Here is a 16,091-nt window from a genome sequence, read left to right as displayed (position 1 = left end):
CGGGACGCTCCGCTCGCGGGGCCGCCGCCGCTATCGGCCTTCGCGTTTCGCCCGGGCGCGTTCGCTGTAGAGCTTCAGCGTCGCCCGCTCTTTCCGGGTCAGGCTTGATTCGCCGTTGGTGTGCAGCTTGGCGAGCACGGCGTCGGCCCGGCGTTCGAGGTCGTCGTCTTCTCCGGCTTCGTCCTCCGGGCGGTGCAGCCGCACCTTCGGTCCGGCGCCGACGGAGCGTTTCAGGCCGGCGAAGGTGAACCGCGGGAACCGCCCGGTGAGGCGGTCGACGCCCGATTCGAAGTTCCAGTGCAGCTTGTAGTAGGCCCAGCCGAGCAGCAGGCCGCCGAAGTGGGCGCCGTGGGCCACGCCGTCCGCGGCGACCCGCCCGGCGCCGATGCGGCTGAGCACCGCGAACGTCTCGATCACCCCGTAAGCCGTGGCGATCAACCACAGCGGCACCGTGAGGAAGATGAGGCTGATCGGCCGGTGCGGCTCCCACAGGGCCGACAGCATGATCACGCCCATCACCGCCCCGCTGGCCCCCACGCAGGTGGCGGTGCGGACGTGGTCCGGGGAGAACGCCGGGATCAGCTCCAGTGCGGAGAAGACCAGTCCGCCGGACAGCAGCGCTGCGAGGTAGAAGAGGACGAACTCCCGCGTGCCCAGCCGCGACTCCACCGTCTGCCCCAGGCCCCACAGCCAGAGCATGTTGAAGACGATGTGCAGCAGGCCGCCCTCGTCGTGCAGGAAGCCGTAGGTGACCAGCCGCCAGACCTGCCCGAAGGCGAGGAAGCTCGGGTCGAGACCGAACAGCCCCCGCAGCGGCGGTTCGCCGTAGACGGCCGGGGCACGCAGTGTCAGCAGTTGCAGGACGAAGATCGCCGCGCAGGTGGCGATGATCGCTTTGACGGCCCGGTTGCCGCCGCCGAGGAAGGCTCGCCTCGACGAGCTGCCCCAAGCGTAGTCGCGGTCCTCGAATCCCATCGATGCGGCGCTGAAAAAGGGGCGTCGGACCGGCGTTCGAGGGGAACCCCGGGCGGGGTCACTCGCCGCTGGCGGTCCGCGGCGGGGCGGCGGTCGGCAGGCGGCCGGCGAGTTCGACGTTCTCCGCCAGCGCCGCCCGCAACTGATCGCTCGCATTCTTCACCGCCCGGCGGAGCCGGTCCAGTTCGACCAGCGCCTCCGCCCGCTCCAACTCCTCGGCGGTGGTCTGGGCCACCAGTCCGGCACGGATCTCCGGCGCGTCGGGGATTTCCGGCGCCTCCGGATCGCCGAGCAGGGCCCGCTCCCGCACGGCCAGCGTGTCCTGGGCGTCCGTCAGTTCCTGCTGTTGACGGGCGAGGATGTTCCGGCGATTGCCCAGTAACTCCCGCCGTTCGTTCAGCAGCGTATCCAGATCGACGAACCGGGACGCCCGCGACGCCGGCACGTCGTACCGCACCCGCCAGTCGCCGTTGCCCACCGGCCAGGTCTGCGGCTCGCCGTCCTGCACGGCGAAGGTCGGCGCCAACTGGGCCTGACGCTCCGCGGCCTGCTGCACGGTGAAGGCCCCGATGTACATGCTTTCGTCGCCGTTCCCGGTGGGGGCGAACAGGTGCACGATCGGCCCGGAGCCGTCCGCGGCGGCTTCCAACCCGTCCTGCGTGCCCAGTTCGACGACGACGTTCCCTTGCGCGTCGGGAGCCACGTTCGGCGCCGTCAGGACCTGCCCGAAGCCGGCGTTGGCGGCCCGCATGTCGTTCCGCAGGGCCAGTTCGCGGGTGCGTAGGGCGGGCAGCCCCTCCGCGGCCTGTTCGGCGGCGGCCTCCGCGGCGTCGGCCGCGGCGGTCCAGGACGCCTGCGTGTCGAGGGCCCGCAAGGAGAGGTAGAACGCCCCCAGCCCTCCGATCACCAGCAGACTGCTGCAGACGATGCGGAAAATTTTCACGGCGGCGAGATCCGGGGGCGAAGCGGGCGACGGACGCGGGAACGGGCGCCGCGACCGACGCCGCGGGACGGCAAAGGCTAAGTTGCGGCGCGCGCGGCGGTCAAACAGAATCGGCCGCGGCCGGGGGCCGTGTCGCCCCCGACCGCCGCGGATCGCCAGAACCGGCGCCGTCCGGCATGCGCGCCCCGCACGACCGCCCCACCCGGCCCCGCAGGGTCGTCCGAACCCGAACGCCCGCCTCCCGGAGACCGCCCGCGTTGCCCGTCCCGTCCGCCCCGGCCGCCCCCCTGCCCCGGGCCGAGTTCCCCCCCGGGACCGAGGCGTGCGACCACTGCACCGGGCGCTGCTGCCGCTACTTCGCCCTCCCGATCGAGACGCCGGAGTCGCACCGCCAGTTCGATTTCATGCGGTGGTATCTGCTCCACGGAAACTGCTCGATCTTCGTGGAGGACGACGCCTGGTTCCTCACGGTTCACGGTGACTGCGAGCACCTCCTCCCCGACCACCGCTGCGGCATCTACGAGACCCGTCCGGACATCTGCCGGGGCTACTCGAACGAGTCCTGCGAATACGACGGCGACGGCCGGCACGACCGCCTGTTCGAGTGCTCCGAACAGATCGCCGAGTACGCCGAAGCCGTCCTGCCGCCGCGGGAACGCCCTGCGAACCCGCCGGCCCTGCTGCCGGTCCTCCACTGACGCCCCGCCGCCCGCCGGTCCCCGAAAGATCCGTTTGTCCCGCGACCTGATCAAACCGCAGACGCTCCGCGGCTTCCGCGACTTCCTCCCCCCCGCCGCGGCCCTGCGGGAGCGGGTCACGGACGTGGCGAAGGCGACGTTCCACCGATACGGCATCGAGCCGATCGACACCCCGGCGCTGGAGTACGCGGAGATCCTGCTCGGCAAGGGCGGTGACGAGACCGACAAGCAGACCTTCCGCTTCACCGACCAGGGGGGGCGGGACGTGGCGATGCGGTTCGACCTCACGGTCCCCTTCGCCCGCTTCGCCGCCCAGCACGTCGGTTCGCTGGGCACCCCGTTTCGCCGCTACCACATCGCCCCGGTCTGGCGGGGCGAGCGGCCGCAGAAGGGGCGCTACCGCGAATTCGTGCAGTGCGACTTCGACACCATCGGCGCCACCGGCATCGCCGCGGACGCGGAGACGGTCTGCGTGATTCACGACCTGCTCTCGGCGATCTCGGAGCAGGTCGAACCCTCCTGCGGCGAGTTCACGATCCGGCTGAACCACCGCGGCGTGTTGAACGGCCTGCTGGAGACGCTCGGATTGCGGGAGCGGGCGACGGACGTGCTGCGGGCCCTCGACAAACTGCCGAAGGTCGGGGCGGACGCGGTGCGGGCGGAGTTGATCGCCCTGCCGGACGCCTCGGAGCAGGCCGCCGCGAAGTTGTTGGAGTTCGCCGCCCTCTCCGGCGACGCCGCGGAGACCTTCGCCGCGGCCCGCCCCCTGCTGGAAGGCAGCGAGACGGGCCTCGCGGCGCTGGACCGGCTCGCGGAGGTCGTGCGGCTGGCGGTCGCCGGCGGGTGTCAGCCCGCCCGTCTCGTCGCGGACCTCTCCATCGCCCGCGGCCTCGATTACTACACGGGGGTGATCTTCGAAACGTTTCTCACGGACGACCCGAAGCTCGGCAGCGTGTGCAGCGGCGGGCGGTACGACGACCTCGCCGGGCTCTACACCAAGCAATCGCTCCCCGGGGTCGGGGCCAGTCTGGGGGTCGACCGCCTACTCGCCCACCTGGAGGAGAAGGCCGAGGGCGGACCCCGCCCGAATGACCCGTCCGCGGTGTTCGTCCCGCTGATGAGCGAAGAGCGCCTGCCGGACGTGTTCGCCCTCGCCAGCGAATTGCGGGGACGCGGCTTCCGCGTGACCGTCGCCCCGGAGCCGCGGGGGCTGGGCAAGCATCTGAAGTGGGCCACCGGCCGCGGCTTTGGCACGGCGGCGATCGTCGGCGACGAGGAAGCCGCCGCGGGCACCGTCGCCTTCAAGAACCTCGCCGAACGCGAGCAGTGGACCGTCCCCCGCGATCAGGCCGCGGACCGCCTCGTCGAGTGGCGAAACGCCCGGACGTAATTCGTCTCTCTCATCCTCCCGCAGGGCCGTCGGCGTGGCGATTCGCTCGAACCACTACGACGCTGCGTTCGAGCAGTACCTTCGCAGACTCCGCGTACCGTACGTCGCGGTGGACGAACAGCGGCGGGCGTTGGCGGCGGACGCCTCGCTGAAGAGCTTCGACTTCATCGTCGCCCGGCCGGACGGCAGGCGTGAGGGCGAACGCGGCTCCTGGCTGGTGGACGTGAAGGGCCGCCGTTTCCCCACCGGCGGGCCCGGCGGCGGGCGGTGGGAGAATTGGGTCACCGCCGAGGATGTGGAATGCCTGCTGAAGTGGGAAACCGTCTTCGGCGGCGGCAGCCGGGCCGTGCTGGTCTTCGCCTACGATCTCGCCGAGGGGGAGACCGCCGGGTGCGAGGCGCCGTTCGTCTGGGGCGGCCGGCGGTACGCCTTCTTCGCGGTGACGGCGGCCGATTACGCCACGGCGATGACCAGTCGCAGCGAAAGCTGGGCGACGGTGAACCTCCCCCGGGCCGATTTCGACCGCCTGCGGGTGCCGTTCGCCGAGTTGCTGTAAGATCGCCCCCGCCCGCTCTGAACCCGCCGTGACGATGCTCGCTCTGCTCCCGCCGCTCGCCCAGGCCGCCGGCCGCAATCTGATTCTCGAGGGGCTGGTCGTCTGCGTGATGATCGGCGCCGCCCTGTTCGCGGTGGGCCGTGCCAGCCGTCGGGGGTGAGAGACCGCCCGTGGCAATCACGGGCGTGGGTTTCGGCGCGGCGGAGTCGGCGGACCCCTGGCGGGATCTGCTGGCCGGGCGGTCCGCCCTGCGGGCCGTCGATCTGTCCCCGTTGAATCGGCCCGCGGCGGGGGCCTCGCCGCGGTTCGACGACCCGGCCCTGGCCGGTTCCTCCGCCATGATGGCCGCGGCGGTGACCCGCGCCGTTCGCGACGCCGGTCACGCGGGGAACCGGCGCCTCTTCTCCGATCCCCGCTGCGGGTGGGCCCTGGGGGCGAGCAAATCCGACGCGGCGGACTGGGGCTCTCCCGCCGGCGGGCCGGGCTGGCCGTGGCTGGGAGAGAGCGGTCGCGGCGTGCCGGACGAGTGGGGGGCGACCGGCCCCCGGCTCACCCCGGTGGCGGCCTGCGCGACCGGCGTCGTGGCGGTCATTCGCGGCGTCGAGTTGATTCAGCGGGGGATCTGCGACCGCGTAGTCTGCGGCGCCGCCGACGCTTCGCTGCACCCGCTGATTCTCGCCAGCTTCGCCCGACTGGGCGTGCTCGCCGACCCCGGCGACGACCCCGCCGGCTGCGTGCGGCCGTTTGATGAATCCCGTACCGGCTTCGCTATTGGCGAGGGGGCGGCGGCGTTCCTGCTGGAACGAGCCGATCGGGCGGCGGCAGGTGCGACCTACGCGACCGTCACCGGCACGGGACTCGCCTCCGCGGCCGTCAAGCTGACGGACGTGGACGCAACCGGCGACCCGGTCCGCCGCGTGTTGCGCGACTGCACCGGCGGCGTTTCGCCGGATCTGCTCGGCTTGCACGGGACCGCGACCCGGGCGAACGATCCGGCGGAGGCCGCCGGCGTGCGGGCGGCGTTCGCCGACGGCGCCGCGATCCCGGCGTTCGGCAGCAAGGGAGCGACCGGGCACCTGCTCGGCGCCGCGGGGGCCGTCGAGCTGGCGTTCACCCTGCTCGCGCTGCGGGACGGCGTCGTGCCGCCGACCGTCAACCTCTCGCAGCAGGACCCGGCGTGCGAAGCGAACCTCTCGCCGACCGCCCGGTTCGGGCCGCTGACCACGGCGGCGAAGGTCTCGCTGGGCTTCGGCGGCACAGTCGCGGCCGTCGCCCTGCGTCGGGGGGACCGGCCGAAGTCGGCGGCCGAGGAGACCCCCGACGCGGCCGGCTGAAGTCGCGGTCCGTCAGCGACCGGACGCGCTGCCGGAGATTCGGCGTTTGGCCCGGGCCTCCAGCCGGGCGGCGGAGTCGTTCGGGCTGCTCCAGAGGGTGCGGACCTCGTCGGAGCAGGCAAAGTAGGCGTCCATCACCTCCGGATCCCACTGCGTGCCGCGGCCCTCACGGAAGATTTTCTCGATCCGCTCCACGGGCATGCCGTCGCGGTAGGGGCGGTCGCTGCCCATCGCGTCGTAGGCGTCGGCGACGGCCATGATCCGGGCCATATGCGGGATGTCCGACCCGGCGAGCCGGTCCGGGTAGCCGGTGCCGTCGTAGTTTTCGTGGTGACTGCGGACGCCGGGGAGGATCTCGCTGAGGCCGCTGATCCCGACGAGGATGTCGTATCCGATGACCGGGTGCCGCTTGATCTGGGCGAACTCCTCGTCGGTCAGCTTGCCGGGTTTGCGGAGGACGCCGTCGTCGATGCCGACCTTGCCGATGTCGTGCAGCAGGCCGGAGAGGTAGATGTTGTCCAACTCGGCCGGTTGCAGGCCCAGCTGGCGGGCGAGGCGGTGGGCGACGACGGCGACGCGTTCGCTGTGACCGCGGGTGTAGCGGTCGCGGGCGTCGAGGGTTTGCACCAGGCCGAGCACGAACTCCAACATCATCTGCTCCTTCTCGCGGAACAGCGATTGGTTGTGCAGATGTGTGGCCAGAACCGTCGCGACGACCTGCAGCAGGCTGCCCTCGACCGAGCCCAGCTCCTCCCCGTCCTCACCGTTGCCGCAGGCGATCCAGCCGTAGTGGGTGGAACCCTGCCGGACCGGGGCGAACGCCACGGAGGACGCCCCGCGGACCGTGCAGGAGGGGCCGTTCAGCACGAGCGGGCGGACCCAGTCGTGGGTCTCCGCCGCCCGGGTGACGCGTTCGATCTTCACCTCATTGAACAGCGGCACGCCGTCGCAGAGCAGTTCGCTGCCCTCGCCCCCGCTGAGCAGGATCGCGGCCGCGTCGACGCCGGTCGAGGACCGCGTCTGCGTCACGCACTCCCGGGCGAACGCGGCGGGGTCGCGGGTGACCTGCATCAGCCCCGTCAGGCGGTGATACAGCGCCAGTTCCTCATAGCAGCGACTGAGCTGCTCCGTGAGGTCCTCCAGGCTCGCCCGCTGCACGTCGGCCCGCCGCTCGGCGGCGACCTGCATCCCGCTGAGCGTCAGCAACCGAGCGACCGTGTTCGCCGGATCGCCGGCCCCGTCCTGTTGGACCGGCAACAATCCCGCGACGGCGGCTTCAGGGCCGGCTTCCGGCAGGGGCAGGTTCACCCCCAGCATTCCGGGGGCGACCTCTCTCACGGCCAACGCCCGGGGCACGCCCTGATCGATCAAGTGCGGCCCCAGGTCCAAACCGGTTCGCGCAGCGTGGGCGGACAGCGCCGCGGCGAGGTCCGGGGCGACGGACTGCCGTGAGCGAACACGGGGCGGAGCGGGATCAAGGACCGGCATGGGACCACCGAGAACCGGCAGAGAAAGGGAACGCCCCAACCGTCCCGCGCAAGGCGACGCCCGGTCGGGGCCGTTCGGTCCCGAAACGCCCGTTCCGAGGGGGCGTCGTCCAGTCCTGAGGGTTCGCTCGCCTGCTCGGGCAACCGGGCGGATTCGCCCCCGCCCCGCCGACTCAGCCTTCAGCCGGCCCCTGTCGCAACCGGGCCGCCGCCCGGGTGAGCGTGCGTCGTTCGGCGGCGGTGAGGGCTCGTTCGCCCTCGGCGGAGATCTTGCGGAGCAACCGGTCGACTTCCTGCTCCTCCCGCTCGCGTTCGTCCCGTTCCCGGGCGCGGCGGGCCGCCTCCCGCTGCCGGCGCCAGCGGGCGAGGGCGCCGGCCGGGGGGCCGCCGGCTTCGGCGTCCTCTTCATCGAGGTCGGTGGCGGCGGCGGGTTCGTCCCCTTCGCCGCCGGCCCGCTCCAGGCTGGTGTAGCCGGCGGAGAAGTCGTAGCCGAGGAACGTCTCGTCCGGCTGCGGCCGCGGCGCCGGGCGGGGACGGGGGCGACGCTCCCGGGCCGCGAGCATCACCGCGGCGGCCGCCGCAGCGACCCAGGCGGAGCCGAGCGCCAGCGCCAGGAAGAGCCACAGCACGCCGATCAGGTGCGTCAGCCCGGCCGCCGCCACGCCGGCCGCGTAGGCCCCGGTCCGCAGCGCCCACATGTCGCGGACGGCCCGCCCGGCGGCCAGCGGCCAGGCCGGCAGGAGGTTCGCCCCCCCCACGGCGGCCCCCGCGATCAGCAGCGCCCCGGCCGGCGACGGCACGGGGGTGAATTCGACCGGCGCCCCCACGGACCGGGCCGCCGCCCAGATCGTCCCGCACACCGCCGCGGCCGTCGCCGGCACGAGCAGGTGAACCCACGGCGCCCGCGGAGGCACGTCGTCGTCGCCTTCCAACCCGCCCAGCGGCCAGAGCAGCAGGTCCGTCACCGGCGTTCCGAGCCGCGCGGCGAACAGGCAGCGGGCAGTTTCCGCCGCGACCGCGGTCAGCGTCAGCCCGACCAGCACGAAGGCTCCGAGGGACAGGTCCTGCGTACGGACTGCCGCGGCGATCCCCACCAGCGGGATCAGGGCCGAAATGCGGACCGCCGTCCCCCCCCACCGACCGGCGGGAATCGACCAGCGGAGCAAACCGTCGCGCAACCCCATGGCCGGGCCGCTTGCGAGAGGAAGGTGGGAACCGCAGTCAGCTTACGCCGCCGGCAGGGGCCGCTCAAAGGGTCTGCCCGGAACCCCCCGACCGGCCGGGGGAATGAACCACGCGGAAAGGGGGCGTGCCCGAGGTGGAACGGCACGTTCGGACGCCGCTACGATCGGCGGTTCGCCCCCTCGCACTGGTCGCGCATGTTCCGCCCCCGCCGCACGTCCCGCCCCCTTCTCGCCCTCGTCGTCGCGGCCCTCGGCGCCGGCGTCGCGTCGGCTCAGGACGCGCAACTTCAGCCGCCCCGCGTGCTGTTCGAATCCGCCGGCGGCGACCGCATCCTGGAGGACTTCACGCAGGTGCTGGACCTCGCCGGCGAAGCGGGCGCCTCGCAGAAGTCCGGGTTGCTCAACCTGCTGGAAGGCTTCCTGGTGGGCGTCGACGCGTCGGCCCCGGTGCGGTTGGAGCCGCTCACCGGCACCACGCCGACGCGCTACCGCCTGTACGTGCCGGTCAACGACCGCCGGAAGTGGCAGCAGGACAACCTGAACTACGCCAGCGGCATCCCCTCCCGCGAGCTGGCCAACCAGAAGGATACCTACCAGCTGGGCTTCGTCCGCAACGCCGCCTTCGACGGCTTCATGCGGTACTACCCGGTGGAGGACGGCCTTGAATACGCCGTGATCGTTGAGAATCAGGAGGACCTGCCGGAGGAGGTGAAGAGCATCGGGGCGCTGCTCACGGCCGATCAGGACGCCGCCCTGCTGTTGCGGAACACGGCCGGCGACGAGACGGCCGTGGCCCGTCGGTGGGAGCGCGTCGCGGAAGCGGAGAAGGAACTGCTCTCCGCCCTCCAGCCGAAGCCGGACGAGACGCCGGAGGAGTTCGCCCTCCGCAAAACCGGGGCGGCCACGCAGGTGAACGAATTGGGCCGGTTCTATGCGGAGGCCCAGGTCGTCTTCGCCAGCGGCAACGTGCCAAACGGCGCCATCGGGGCCGTGGGCACCGTCGTCTACCAGCCGCTGCCGGGAACGGAGTCGGCCGAGGCGCTGGCCCGCCTCGACGAGAGCCCCAGCCGCTTCGCCGGCGTGCCGTTTAACGAAGACGCGAACTTCAGCGGGCAGATGCGGGTCCCGCTCACGCCCCGTCAGCAGGAAAACTTCAAAACGCTGACGGACAAGATGCGGGCGCTGCTCGTCGCCAAAGTGAACGAGGACGACCTGCCGGAGGCACAGCGGTCCGCCCGGTTGGAGGCGTTCAACCGGATGTTCGACCTGGCGAACGGCGTGGTGGAGTCGGGAATGGTCGACGCGATCGCCGAGGCGGTTTCCGTCGACGGCAAGCGGCGATTCGTCGGAGCGGTGGGGCTGCCGGAGGGGGCCGAGGTGAAGCCGGCCCTGGAGGCGTTCGTCGCCTCGCGGGAGGGCCGCGAAGTCGAGTGGGGCGTCGCCGAGGTCGCCGGGGCGACCCTGCACCGGTTCGTGCTCGACGAGACGTTCGCCGACTACGTCGATGACGTGATCGGCACGAACGAGGTCTGGGTCGCCGTCGCCCCGGACGCCTTCTGGTACGCCGCCGGCCCGGGCGCCCGGGAAGAACTGGAGGCGCAGCTGAACGCGGCGGCCGCGGGCGGGGAGGCCGGCGGGCAGATCGTGCGATTCAGCTCCGACCCGGCCTCCGCGGTCGACTTGCTCGGACGCGTCGAGACGCCGAAGGGTGACGCGAACGTCGAGGAGTACCGCCAAATCGCCCGGGAGGTCCTCGCCAACTGCGGCGGCCGCATCACCGCGACGCTGCGGAAGGACGACGACGGGGCGGTCCGCGGCCGGGCGCTGGCTCCCCGCTGCGTGCTCACGCTGATCGGGCGGATTATCGCGGAGATCTCCGAGCGGGAGAACCTCGCCGGATGACCGTCGCTCCGCCGACCGCGACCGGGCCGGCCGCCGCCCCCGGCCCGCGCCCGGCCGACGGCTCCCCGGCTGATTGCGACTCCGCGGCGGGCAATGCCCCCTCCTCCGTCGCCGACCTGCTCCGGCGGACCGCGGCGGAGCGGCCCGACGCCGATGCCGTCCTCACGCCCCGCGGCCGTGCCGGCGACGCGACGCGCCCCTACGACGCCCTCACCTTCGCCGGTCTGGACGCCGCCGCGAACCGCTTCGCCGCGGCGCTGGCCTCCCGCGGGGTGCGGCCCGGGGAGCGCGTCGCCCTGATGGTGCGGCCGGGCGGCCGGTTCGCCGTCGCGGTCTTCGGCACGCTGCGGGCCGGGGCGGCGGCGGTGCTGATCGACCCGGGACTGGGCGTCCCGGCGGTGCTGCGGTGCCTGCGAGAGGTTTCGCCGACCGGGTTCGTCGGGGAGCCGATCGCCGTCGCCGCCGCCCGGGCGATCGGCCGTCTCGACGGGGTGAAGGCGTGGGTCTCCGCTGGCGGAGCCGTGCCGGGGGCGATCGGCTGGGACCGCTTCGGCACGCTTGGCGTCGCCGACTTCGTCCCGCCCGCGGTGCGTCGGACGGACCCGGCGGCGGTCATCTTCACCTCGGGCAGCACCGGCCCGGCGAAGGGCGTCGCCTACGAGCACGGCATGTTCCTCGCTCAGATCGAACAGCTGCGGGCCGGCTACGACCTGCCGCCCGGAGAAATCGACGTTCCAGCCTTCCCGCTGTTCGCCCTATTCGACGTGGGGCTGTCGGCGACGATGGTCGTCCCCCGGATGCACCCCTCCCGGCCGGCCCACGTGCGGCCGGAGGAGATCCTCGGCCCCATTCGGGAACGCTCCGCCACCCGGGCCTTCGGCTCCCCGGCCCTGTGGAAGAAGGTGTTGAAGGACGCGGCCGACCGCGGCGTCACGCTGCCGTCCGTCACGGCGCTGTTGAGCGCCGGAGCCCCGATCCCTCCCCGGACCCACGAATGGGCCCGGGCCGTGCTGCCGGCCGGCGCCCAGCTGCACACCCCCTACGGGGCGACCGAGGCGCTGCCCATCTGCACCACCGGCACCGATGAGGTGCTCGGCGAGACCGCCGCCCGCACTCGGGAGGGGGCCGGCACCTGCGTCGGTCGGCCCTTCCCCGGCGTCTCGCTGCGGATCGTCGCGGAGGTTCACGGCCCGATCAGTTCGATCGACGAGGCGCGGGAACTACCGGCGGGAGAAATCGGCGAGGTGATCGTCTCCGGCCCCGCCGTCACTCGGGAATACGTCAACCGGCCGGAGCAGACCCGCCGGGCGAAGATCGCCGACCCAGCGGCCCCGAACGGCGTGTGGCACCGGATGGGGGACGTCGGCTACCTCGACGACCGCGGCCGGCTCTGGTTCTGCGGACGGCAGGCGCACGTGGTGCGGACCGCCGACGGCCCGGTCTACCCGGTGCGGGGCGAGGCGATCCTGAACGAACTCGCCGGCGTCCGCCGCACCGCGATCGTGGGGGCCGGCGAAGCCGGCCGGCAGCGACCGGTGATCGTGGCGGAGTGCGAACCCGGCGCCCGGTCCGAGCGGTTGCGGGCGGACCTGCGGGATCGAGCGGCCGCCTCGACGGTGATCGGCGAGCCGCGGGCCGTGCTATTCCGTCGGACGCTGCCGACGGACGTGCGGCACAACACGAAGATCGACCGGGCGGCCCTCGCCGAGTGGGCGGCTCGTCTGCTGGCCTCGCCGCTCCGCCGACGGCTGGCGCGGGCGTGAGCGACGCCGCGGGGACCGACGACCTCACGCTGGTGACCGGCGGCGGCGGACTGCTGGGCGGGGCCGTCGTGCGTCGATTGCGGGCGAGCGGAACGCCGGTGCGGGTTCTCTCCCGACGTCCGTTGCCGGAGCTGGAGGAACTCGGCGCGGAGGTGTTCCTCGGCGATCTCGAAGACCGACCGAGCCTCCTCGCCGCCTGCGAGGGCGTCTGCGGCGTGGTGCACTCCGGCGCCCGGCCGGGCATCGACGCGCCGCTGCGACAGTTCCTCGGCCCGAACGTCGCCGGCACGCGGCACGTGATCGACGGCTGCCTGGCTCGGCGGGTCCGCACGCTGGTGCACGTGTCGTCGCCCAGCGTCGTCTTCGACGGCACGCCGCACGAGGGGGCCGACGAACGGCTCCCCCTGCCCGATCGCGGACTGGCGAGCTACCCGCACTCCAAGTTGCTGGCGGAACGGGACGCCCTGCGGGCCGACCGGACCCGCGGCCTGCGAACCGTCGCCGTGCGGCCGCACCTGATCTGGGGGCCGGGGGACCGACACGTGCTGCCGGCCCTGGTCGCCGCGGCGCAGGCGGGTCGCGTTCCGTCGATCGGCGGAGCGAATCCGCTGATCGCCCCCACCTTCGTCGAGAACGCCGCGGCGGCGATCGTGCAGACCCTGTTCGCCCTGCCAAACCGCCCGGAGGGAGCCGGCCGGCCGTATTTTCTGAACGATCTTCCGCCCGTGCGGCTGCACGAGTTCGTGCGTCGGGTGGCGGAGGAGGCTGGGCTGGAGCCGCCGGCCCTCCGCCGCTTGCCCGGACCGCTGGCGACGGCGGCGGGCAAAACGGCGACCCTCGCCTGGCGCGCGCTGCGGCGCCCGGACGAACCGCCGCTGACGGCGTTCGCCGTGGCCCAACTGCGGGTCGCCCACTGGTACCGGACGGACGCGCTCCGGCAGTTCGGGGCTTGGGAGGCGGTCGAGCCGGAGGAGGCCTGGCGGCGAACGCGGCCGTTCCTGCGTCGGCTGGCGGGAGAGAAATCCAACGCGCGCGGCGACGGGGGTTGACGCTTTACGGCAGGGCGTCTTAGACCCCGCGGACCTTCGGCCGCCGCACCCGCGACTCGGCCATTCGCACACGCAAACTGGCAAGGACGCACGGCCGTGAAAGCCATCCGCCCCCTCATCTCGGCCGCCGCCGCGGCCGCCCTCGCCCTCTCCGCTCAGAGCGGTCTGGCTCAGGCCCCCGCCGCCGCCCCGACCGGCCCGGTCGCCGTGATCGATATGGCCGAGGTCTTCGCGAACTACGACAAGTTCGAGGACGTCCGCGAGACGCTCAAGAACGAGATCAAAGCCGAAGGCGCCAAGGCCGAAGCGCTGGCCAAAGAGGTCCAGACGATCCAGGCCCAGCTGCAGGCCGGCACCATCCCGCAGGACTCCGAGGAGTACCTGCAGAAGGCCGTTTCGCTGAAGAACAAGCAGACCGAACTGCAGGCCGAGCAGATGCGGATCAGCCAGCGCTTCATGAAGAAGGAAGCCGAACTGTACAAGGAGATCTACAACGACGTCACCGCGATGGTCAAAATGTGGTGCGAGCGGAAGAACTACTCCCTCGTCATTCGCTACAAGCGGGACGGCGTGGACGACGCCAAGCAGACGCAGGACATCCTCCAAGGGATGAACCGCCTGGTCGTCTACCACACCCCGCAGGACGACATCACCGACACCATCATCTACGCCCTGGATCGCAGCTACTCCGCCAAGAGCGGCAAGCCGACCCGCGATCAGAGCGCCGAAGGGTACGTCTCCCCGTACGCTCCGAAGACCGCCGAAGCCCCCGCCGCCCCGTAGGTCGGTCGCTTCGCCGCTGACGTTCTAAGCCGGCGGCCCTCCCGGGGCCGCCGGCTTTTCCGTTGCTCGTCTCGCCCGCCATGACCCGCTCTCAAACCACCCTCGCCGCCGACGCGGAACTGACCGGCGTCGCCTTCTTCACCGGGGGCGACGTGCGGGTGCGGTTCCGCCCGGCGCCCGCGGGGACGGGCGTGCTGTTCGTCCGCACCGACCTGCCCGGCGAACCGTCGGTGCCGGCGACGATTGAATACGCCCTCGAATTGCACCGCCGGACGGGCGTGCGGCGGGGCGAGGCGGAGGTGCAGCTCACCGAACACGTGCTCGCCGCCCTCGCCGGGCTGCGAATCGACAACTGCCGGGTCGAGATCGACGGCCCGGAACTGCCGGGGCTGGACGGCTCCGCCCTCGGCTTCGCAGAGGCGCTGCGGTCCACCGGGGTGCGGGAATTGGACGCACCCCGGAAGACGCTGCGGGTCCACCGCTGGGTCCGGGCCGCGGACGGCGACGCGGAGATCGTGGCCCGCCCCGCGGAGGGGCACGGCCCGGCCGCGGCGGGGCTTCGGCTCGAATATCACCTGGACTGCGGGCCGGAGCGCCCGGTCCCGCCCCAGAACTTCCGATGCGAGATCACCCCGGAACGCTTCCTCGAGGAGATCGCCCCCGCCCGGACGTTCATCACCGCAGACGAGATCCCGGCCCTGCGGGCTGCCGGCTACGGGGAGCGGGTCGACGCGGCGGACCTGCTGGTGTTCGAACCAGACGGCACAGTCCGTGGAAACGCACCGCGTTTCCCAAACGAACCGGCCCGCCACAAACTTCTGGACATGATCGGCGACCTGGCGCTACTAGGATGCGATCTGCACGCCGCAGTCGCCTCCCGGAAGGGAGGGCATGCGTTGAACAGGGACCTTTGCCGGACCCTGCGGGCTGCGGCGACTCGGGGGGATGCGCCGATCACGGAAGCGATCGGGGTTTCCACGGATCCCGCCGCAGCGTAAAACGCAGTCCCACCCACGCCCGCGGCAGGAGGCCGTACCGTGAACTCCCCGTCGGATTCCATGCCCAAACCGGCCCTCTTCGGCGCCAGCGAACTGCGAGCCACCCGGCCCGCCCCCCGCGCCGCGTCGATCAGCATTCATCCTCTCTCGGACGTTCACCCGCAGGCGGTTCTGGGGGCCGGCACGAAAATCGGCCCTTTCTGCACCGTCGGCCCGGACGTGGTGCTCGGCCCGAATAACACGCTCGACAGCCACGTCGTGCTCAGCGGGCACTGCGCCATCGGCTCCGGCAACCGGTTCTGGCCCGGCTGCGTCATCGGCGGGGAGCCGCAGGACAAAGGCTGGCACGACGCCCCCACCGGTACGGTGATCGGCGACGACAACCAGTTTCGCGAGGGCGTCACCGTCCACCGCGGGGCGGAGAAGGAAGACGGCATCACCCGCATCGGCAGCCGCTGCCTGCTGATGAGCAACGCTCACGTGGCCCACAACTGCCGCGTCGGCGACGACTGCATGCTGGTGAACGGCGTGCTGCTGGGCGGCCACGTGCATCTGCACGACGGGGCGATCGTCTCCGGCAACAGCGTGGTGCACCACTTCGCCACCGTCGGCACGTTGGCCTTCGTCTCCGGCGGCGGCAAGCTCGTTCGCGACCTGCCGCCGTACATGCTTTCGGCGGGGACCGACAACCCGACGGTCAAGACGATCAACCTGGTCGGCATGCAGCGGGCCGGCATCCCCGAGGCGGAGATCCGCGGCGTGAAGCTGGCCCACCGCCTGCTCTACCGCAGCCGCAAGCCGATCGCCGAGATCCGCAAGGAACTGGAAGCGAAGTTCGGCGGGGAAGCGCCCCCGGCCGTGGAGAAGGTGCTTCGCTTCGTCGAGACCCAGAGCGGCGGCCGCAACGGACGCGGCCGCGACGGCAAGCCGGTGCCCTACGAGCCGGTTTCCATCCACCCGATTCGGCGGGCCGCCTAATCCACGGGAACCGGCCGGCCGTCGCCGTCCCGAGAGCCGCTCGTTCACTCC

Annotated in this window: 15 protein-coding genes; 11 read left to right on the top strand and 4 right to left on the bottom strand. The window is 72.4% G+C overall.

The annotated features are described in order from the left end of the window. Window positions 1–30: 30 nt before the first annotated feature. Together ACG2DA_RS00435 and ACG2DA_RS00430 are read right to left on the bottom strand one after the other, a co-directional pair. Entirely contained in the window at window positions 31–975 is a 945-nt protein-coding gene (locus ACG2DA_RS00435) for a rhomboid family intramembrane serine protease (RefSeq protein ID WP_395253480.1), read from the bottom strand. A gap of 58 nt (window positions 976–1,033) precedes the next feature. Then, the gene (locus ACG2DA_RS00430) at window positions 1,034–1,918 is read right to left on the bottom strand and encodes a hypothetical protein (RefSeq protein WP_395253479.1); all 885 of its coding nucleotides are present in this window, start codon (window positions 1,916–1,918) and stop codon (window positions 1,034–1,036) included. A 257-nt stretch (window positions 1,919–2,175) separates the two neighbouring features. On the opposite strand from ACG2DA_RS00430, the gene ACG2DA_RS00425 reads away from it, so the two are divergent. The 5 genes from ACG2DA_RS00425 to ACG2DA_RS00405 are packed head-to-tail and all read left to right on the top strand — an operon-like array spanning window position 2,176 to window position 5,896. Continuing rightward, window positions 2,176–2,616, top strand: coding sequence for a YkgJ family cysteine cluster protein (locus ACG2DA_RS00425; protein ID WP_395253478.1), 441 nt, complete (start codon window positions 2,176–2,178; stop codon window positions 2,614–2,616). A 46-nt stretch (window positions 2,617–2,662) separates the two neighbouring features. After that, a complete protein-coding gene (gene hisS, locus ACG2DA_RS00420; protein WP_395253481.1) occupies window positions 2,663–4,006 on the top strand; it encodes a histidine--tRNA ligase in 1,344 nt (447 codons plus the stop codon). A 34-nt stretch (window positions 4,007–4,040) separates the two neighbouring features. Continuing rightward, window positions 4,041–4,562, top strand: a complete 522-nt coding sequence (locus ACG2DA_RS00415; protein ID WP_395253477.1) for an HYExAFE family protein — start codon at window positions 4,041–4,043, stop codon at window positions 4,560–4,562. Window positions 4,563–4,596: 34 nt separating this feature from the next. Continuing rightward, window positions 4,597–4,722 carry a hypothetical protein gene (locus ACG2DA_RS00410; RefSeq protein WP_395253476.1) on the top strand — a complete coding sequence of 42 codons (126 nt, stop codon included), beginning with the start codon at window positions 4,597–4,599 and terminating at the stop codon, window positions 4,720–4,722. Continuing rightward, window positions 4,703–5,896, top strand: a complete 1,194-nt coding sequence (locus ACG2DA_RS00405) for a beta-ketoacyl-[acyl-carrier-protein] synthase family protein (RefSeq protein ID WP_395253475.1) — start codon at window positions 4,703–4,705, stop codon at window positions 5,894–5,896. Before ACG2DA_RS00410 ends, ACG2DA_RS00405 begins: the two co-directional genes overlap by 20 nt. 12 nt (window positions 5,897–5,908) lie before the next feature. On the opposite strand, the gene ACG2DA_RS00400 is transcribed toward ACG2DA_RS00405, so the two are convergent. Together ACG2DA_RS00400 and ACG2DA_RS00395 are read right to left on the bottom strand one after the other, a co-directional pair. Further along, entirely contained in the window at window positions 5,909–7,384 is a 1,476-nt protein-coding gene (locus ACG2DA_RS00400; protein WP_395253474.1) for an HD-GYP domain-containing protein, read from the bottom strand. A gap of 172 nt (window positions 7,385–7,556) precedes the next feature. Next, entirely contained in the window at window positions 7,557–8,567 is a 1,011-nt protein-coding gene (locus ACG2DA_RS00395; protein ID WP_395253473.1) for a DUF6576 domain-containing protein, read from the bottom strand. Between the two features lie 195 nt (window positions 8,568–8,762). Between ACG2DA_RS00395 and ACG2DA_RS00390 the strand changes: the two genes are divergently transcribed. The 6 genes from ACG2DA_RS00390 (at window position 8,763) to lpxA (ending at window position 16,040) form a co-directional block, all read left to right on the top strand. Next, entirely contained in the window at window positions 8,763–10,469 is a 1,707-nt protein-coding gene (locus ACG2DA_RS00390; protein ID WP_395253472.1) for a hypothetical protein, read from the top strand. Next, on the top strand, window positions 10,466–12,232 hold the full coding sequence (locus tag ACG2DA_RS00385; RefSeq protein WP_395253471.1) for a fatty acid CoA ligase family protein: 1,767 nt from the start codon (window positions 10,466–10,468) through the stop codon (window positions 12,230–12,232). Before ACG2DA_RS00390 ends, ACG2DA_RS00385 begins: the two co-directional genes overlap by 4 nt. Continuing rightward, window positions 12,229–13,281 (top strand): NAD-dependent epimerase/dehydratase family protein, encoded by a 1,053-nt coding sequence (locus tag ACG2DA_RS00380; protein WP_395253470.1) that lies wholly within the window; start codon window positions 12,229–12,231, stop codon window positions 13,279–13,281. The genes ACG2DA_RS00385 and ACG2DA_RS00380 overlap by 4 nt, the downstream gene beginning before the upstream one ends. A gap of 96 nt (window positions 13,282–13,377) precedes the next feature. After that, window positions 13,378–14,064, top strand: a complete 687-nt coding sequence (locus ACG2DA_RS00375; protein ID WP_395253469.1) for an OmpH family outer membrane protein — start codon at window positions 13,378–13,380, stop codon at window positions 14,062–14,064. An 80-nt stretch (window positions 14,065–14,144) separates the two neighbouring features. Then, entirely contained in the window at window positions 14,145–15,062 is a 918-nt protein-coding gene (locus tag ACG2DA_RS00370) for a UDP-3-O-acyl-N-acetylglucosamine deacetylase (RefSeq protein ID WP_395253468.1), read from the top strand. Between the two features lie 60 nt (window positions 15,063–15,122). Beyond that, window positions 15,123–16,040, top strand: coding sequence for an acyl-ACP--UDP-N-acetylglucosamine O-acyltransferase (gene lpxA, locus ACG2DA_RS00365; protein WP_395253467.1), 918 nt, complete (start codon window positions 15,123–15,125; stop codon window positions 16,038–16,040). The last annotated feature ends 51 nt before the right edge of the window (window positions 16,041–16,091 follow it).

The organism is Alienimonas sp. DA493 (genome assembly GCF_043951915.1).
Taxonomy (GTDB): Bacteria; Planctomycetota; Planctomycetia; order Planctomycetales; family Planctomycetaceae; genus Alienimonas.
Note: the sequence above shows the minus strand (reverse complement) of the source record. Positions and strands in the feature narration are given on the sequence as shown.

Bases quoted from the DNA above. Each gene is read 5' to 3' on its own strand.
- ACG2DA_RS00395 (WP_395253473.1), bottom strand. From the start codon at position 8,567: ATGGGGTTGCGCGACGGTTTGCTCCGCTGGTCGATTCCCGCCGGTCGG.
- ACG2DA_RS00410 (WP_395253476.1), top strand. From the start codon at position 4,597: ATGCTCGCTCTGCTCCCGCCGCTCGCCCAGGCCGCCGGCCGCAATCTG.
- ACG2DA_RS00400 (WP_395253474.1), bottom strand. From the start codon at position 7,384: ATGCCGGTCCTTGATCCCGCTCCGCCCCGTGTTCGCTCACGGCAGTCC.
- ACG2DA_RS00370 (WP_395253468.1), top strand. From the start codon at position 14,145: ATGACCCGCTCTCAAACCACCCTCGCCGCCGACGCGGAACTGACCGGC.
- ACG2DA_RS00385 (WP_395253471.1), top strand. From the start codon at position 10,466: ATGACCGTCGCTCCGCCGACCGCGACCGGGCCGGCCGCCGCCCCCGGC.
- ACG2DA_RS00435 (WP_395253480.1), bottom strand. From the start codon at position 975: ATGGGATTCGAGGACCGCGACTACGCTTGGGGCAGCTCGTCGAGGCGA.
- ACG2DA_RS00390 (WP_395253472.1), top strand. From the start codon at position 8,763: ATGTTCCGCCCCCGCCGCACGTCCCGCCCCCTTCTCGCCCTCGTCGTC.
- lpxA (WP_395253467.1), top strand. From the start codon at position 15,123: ATGCCCAAACCGGCCCTCTTCGGCGCCAGCGAACTGCGAGCCACCCGG.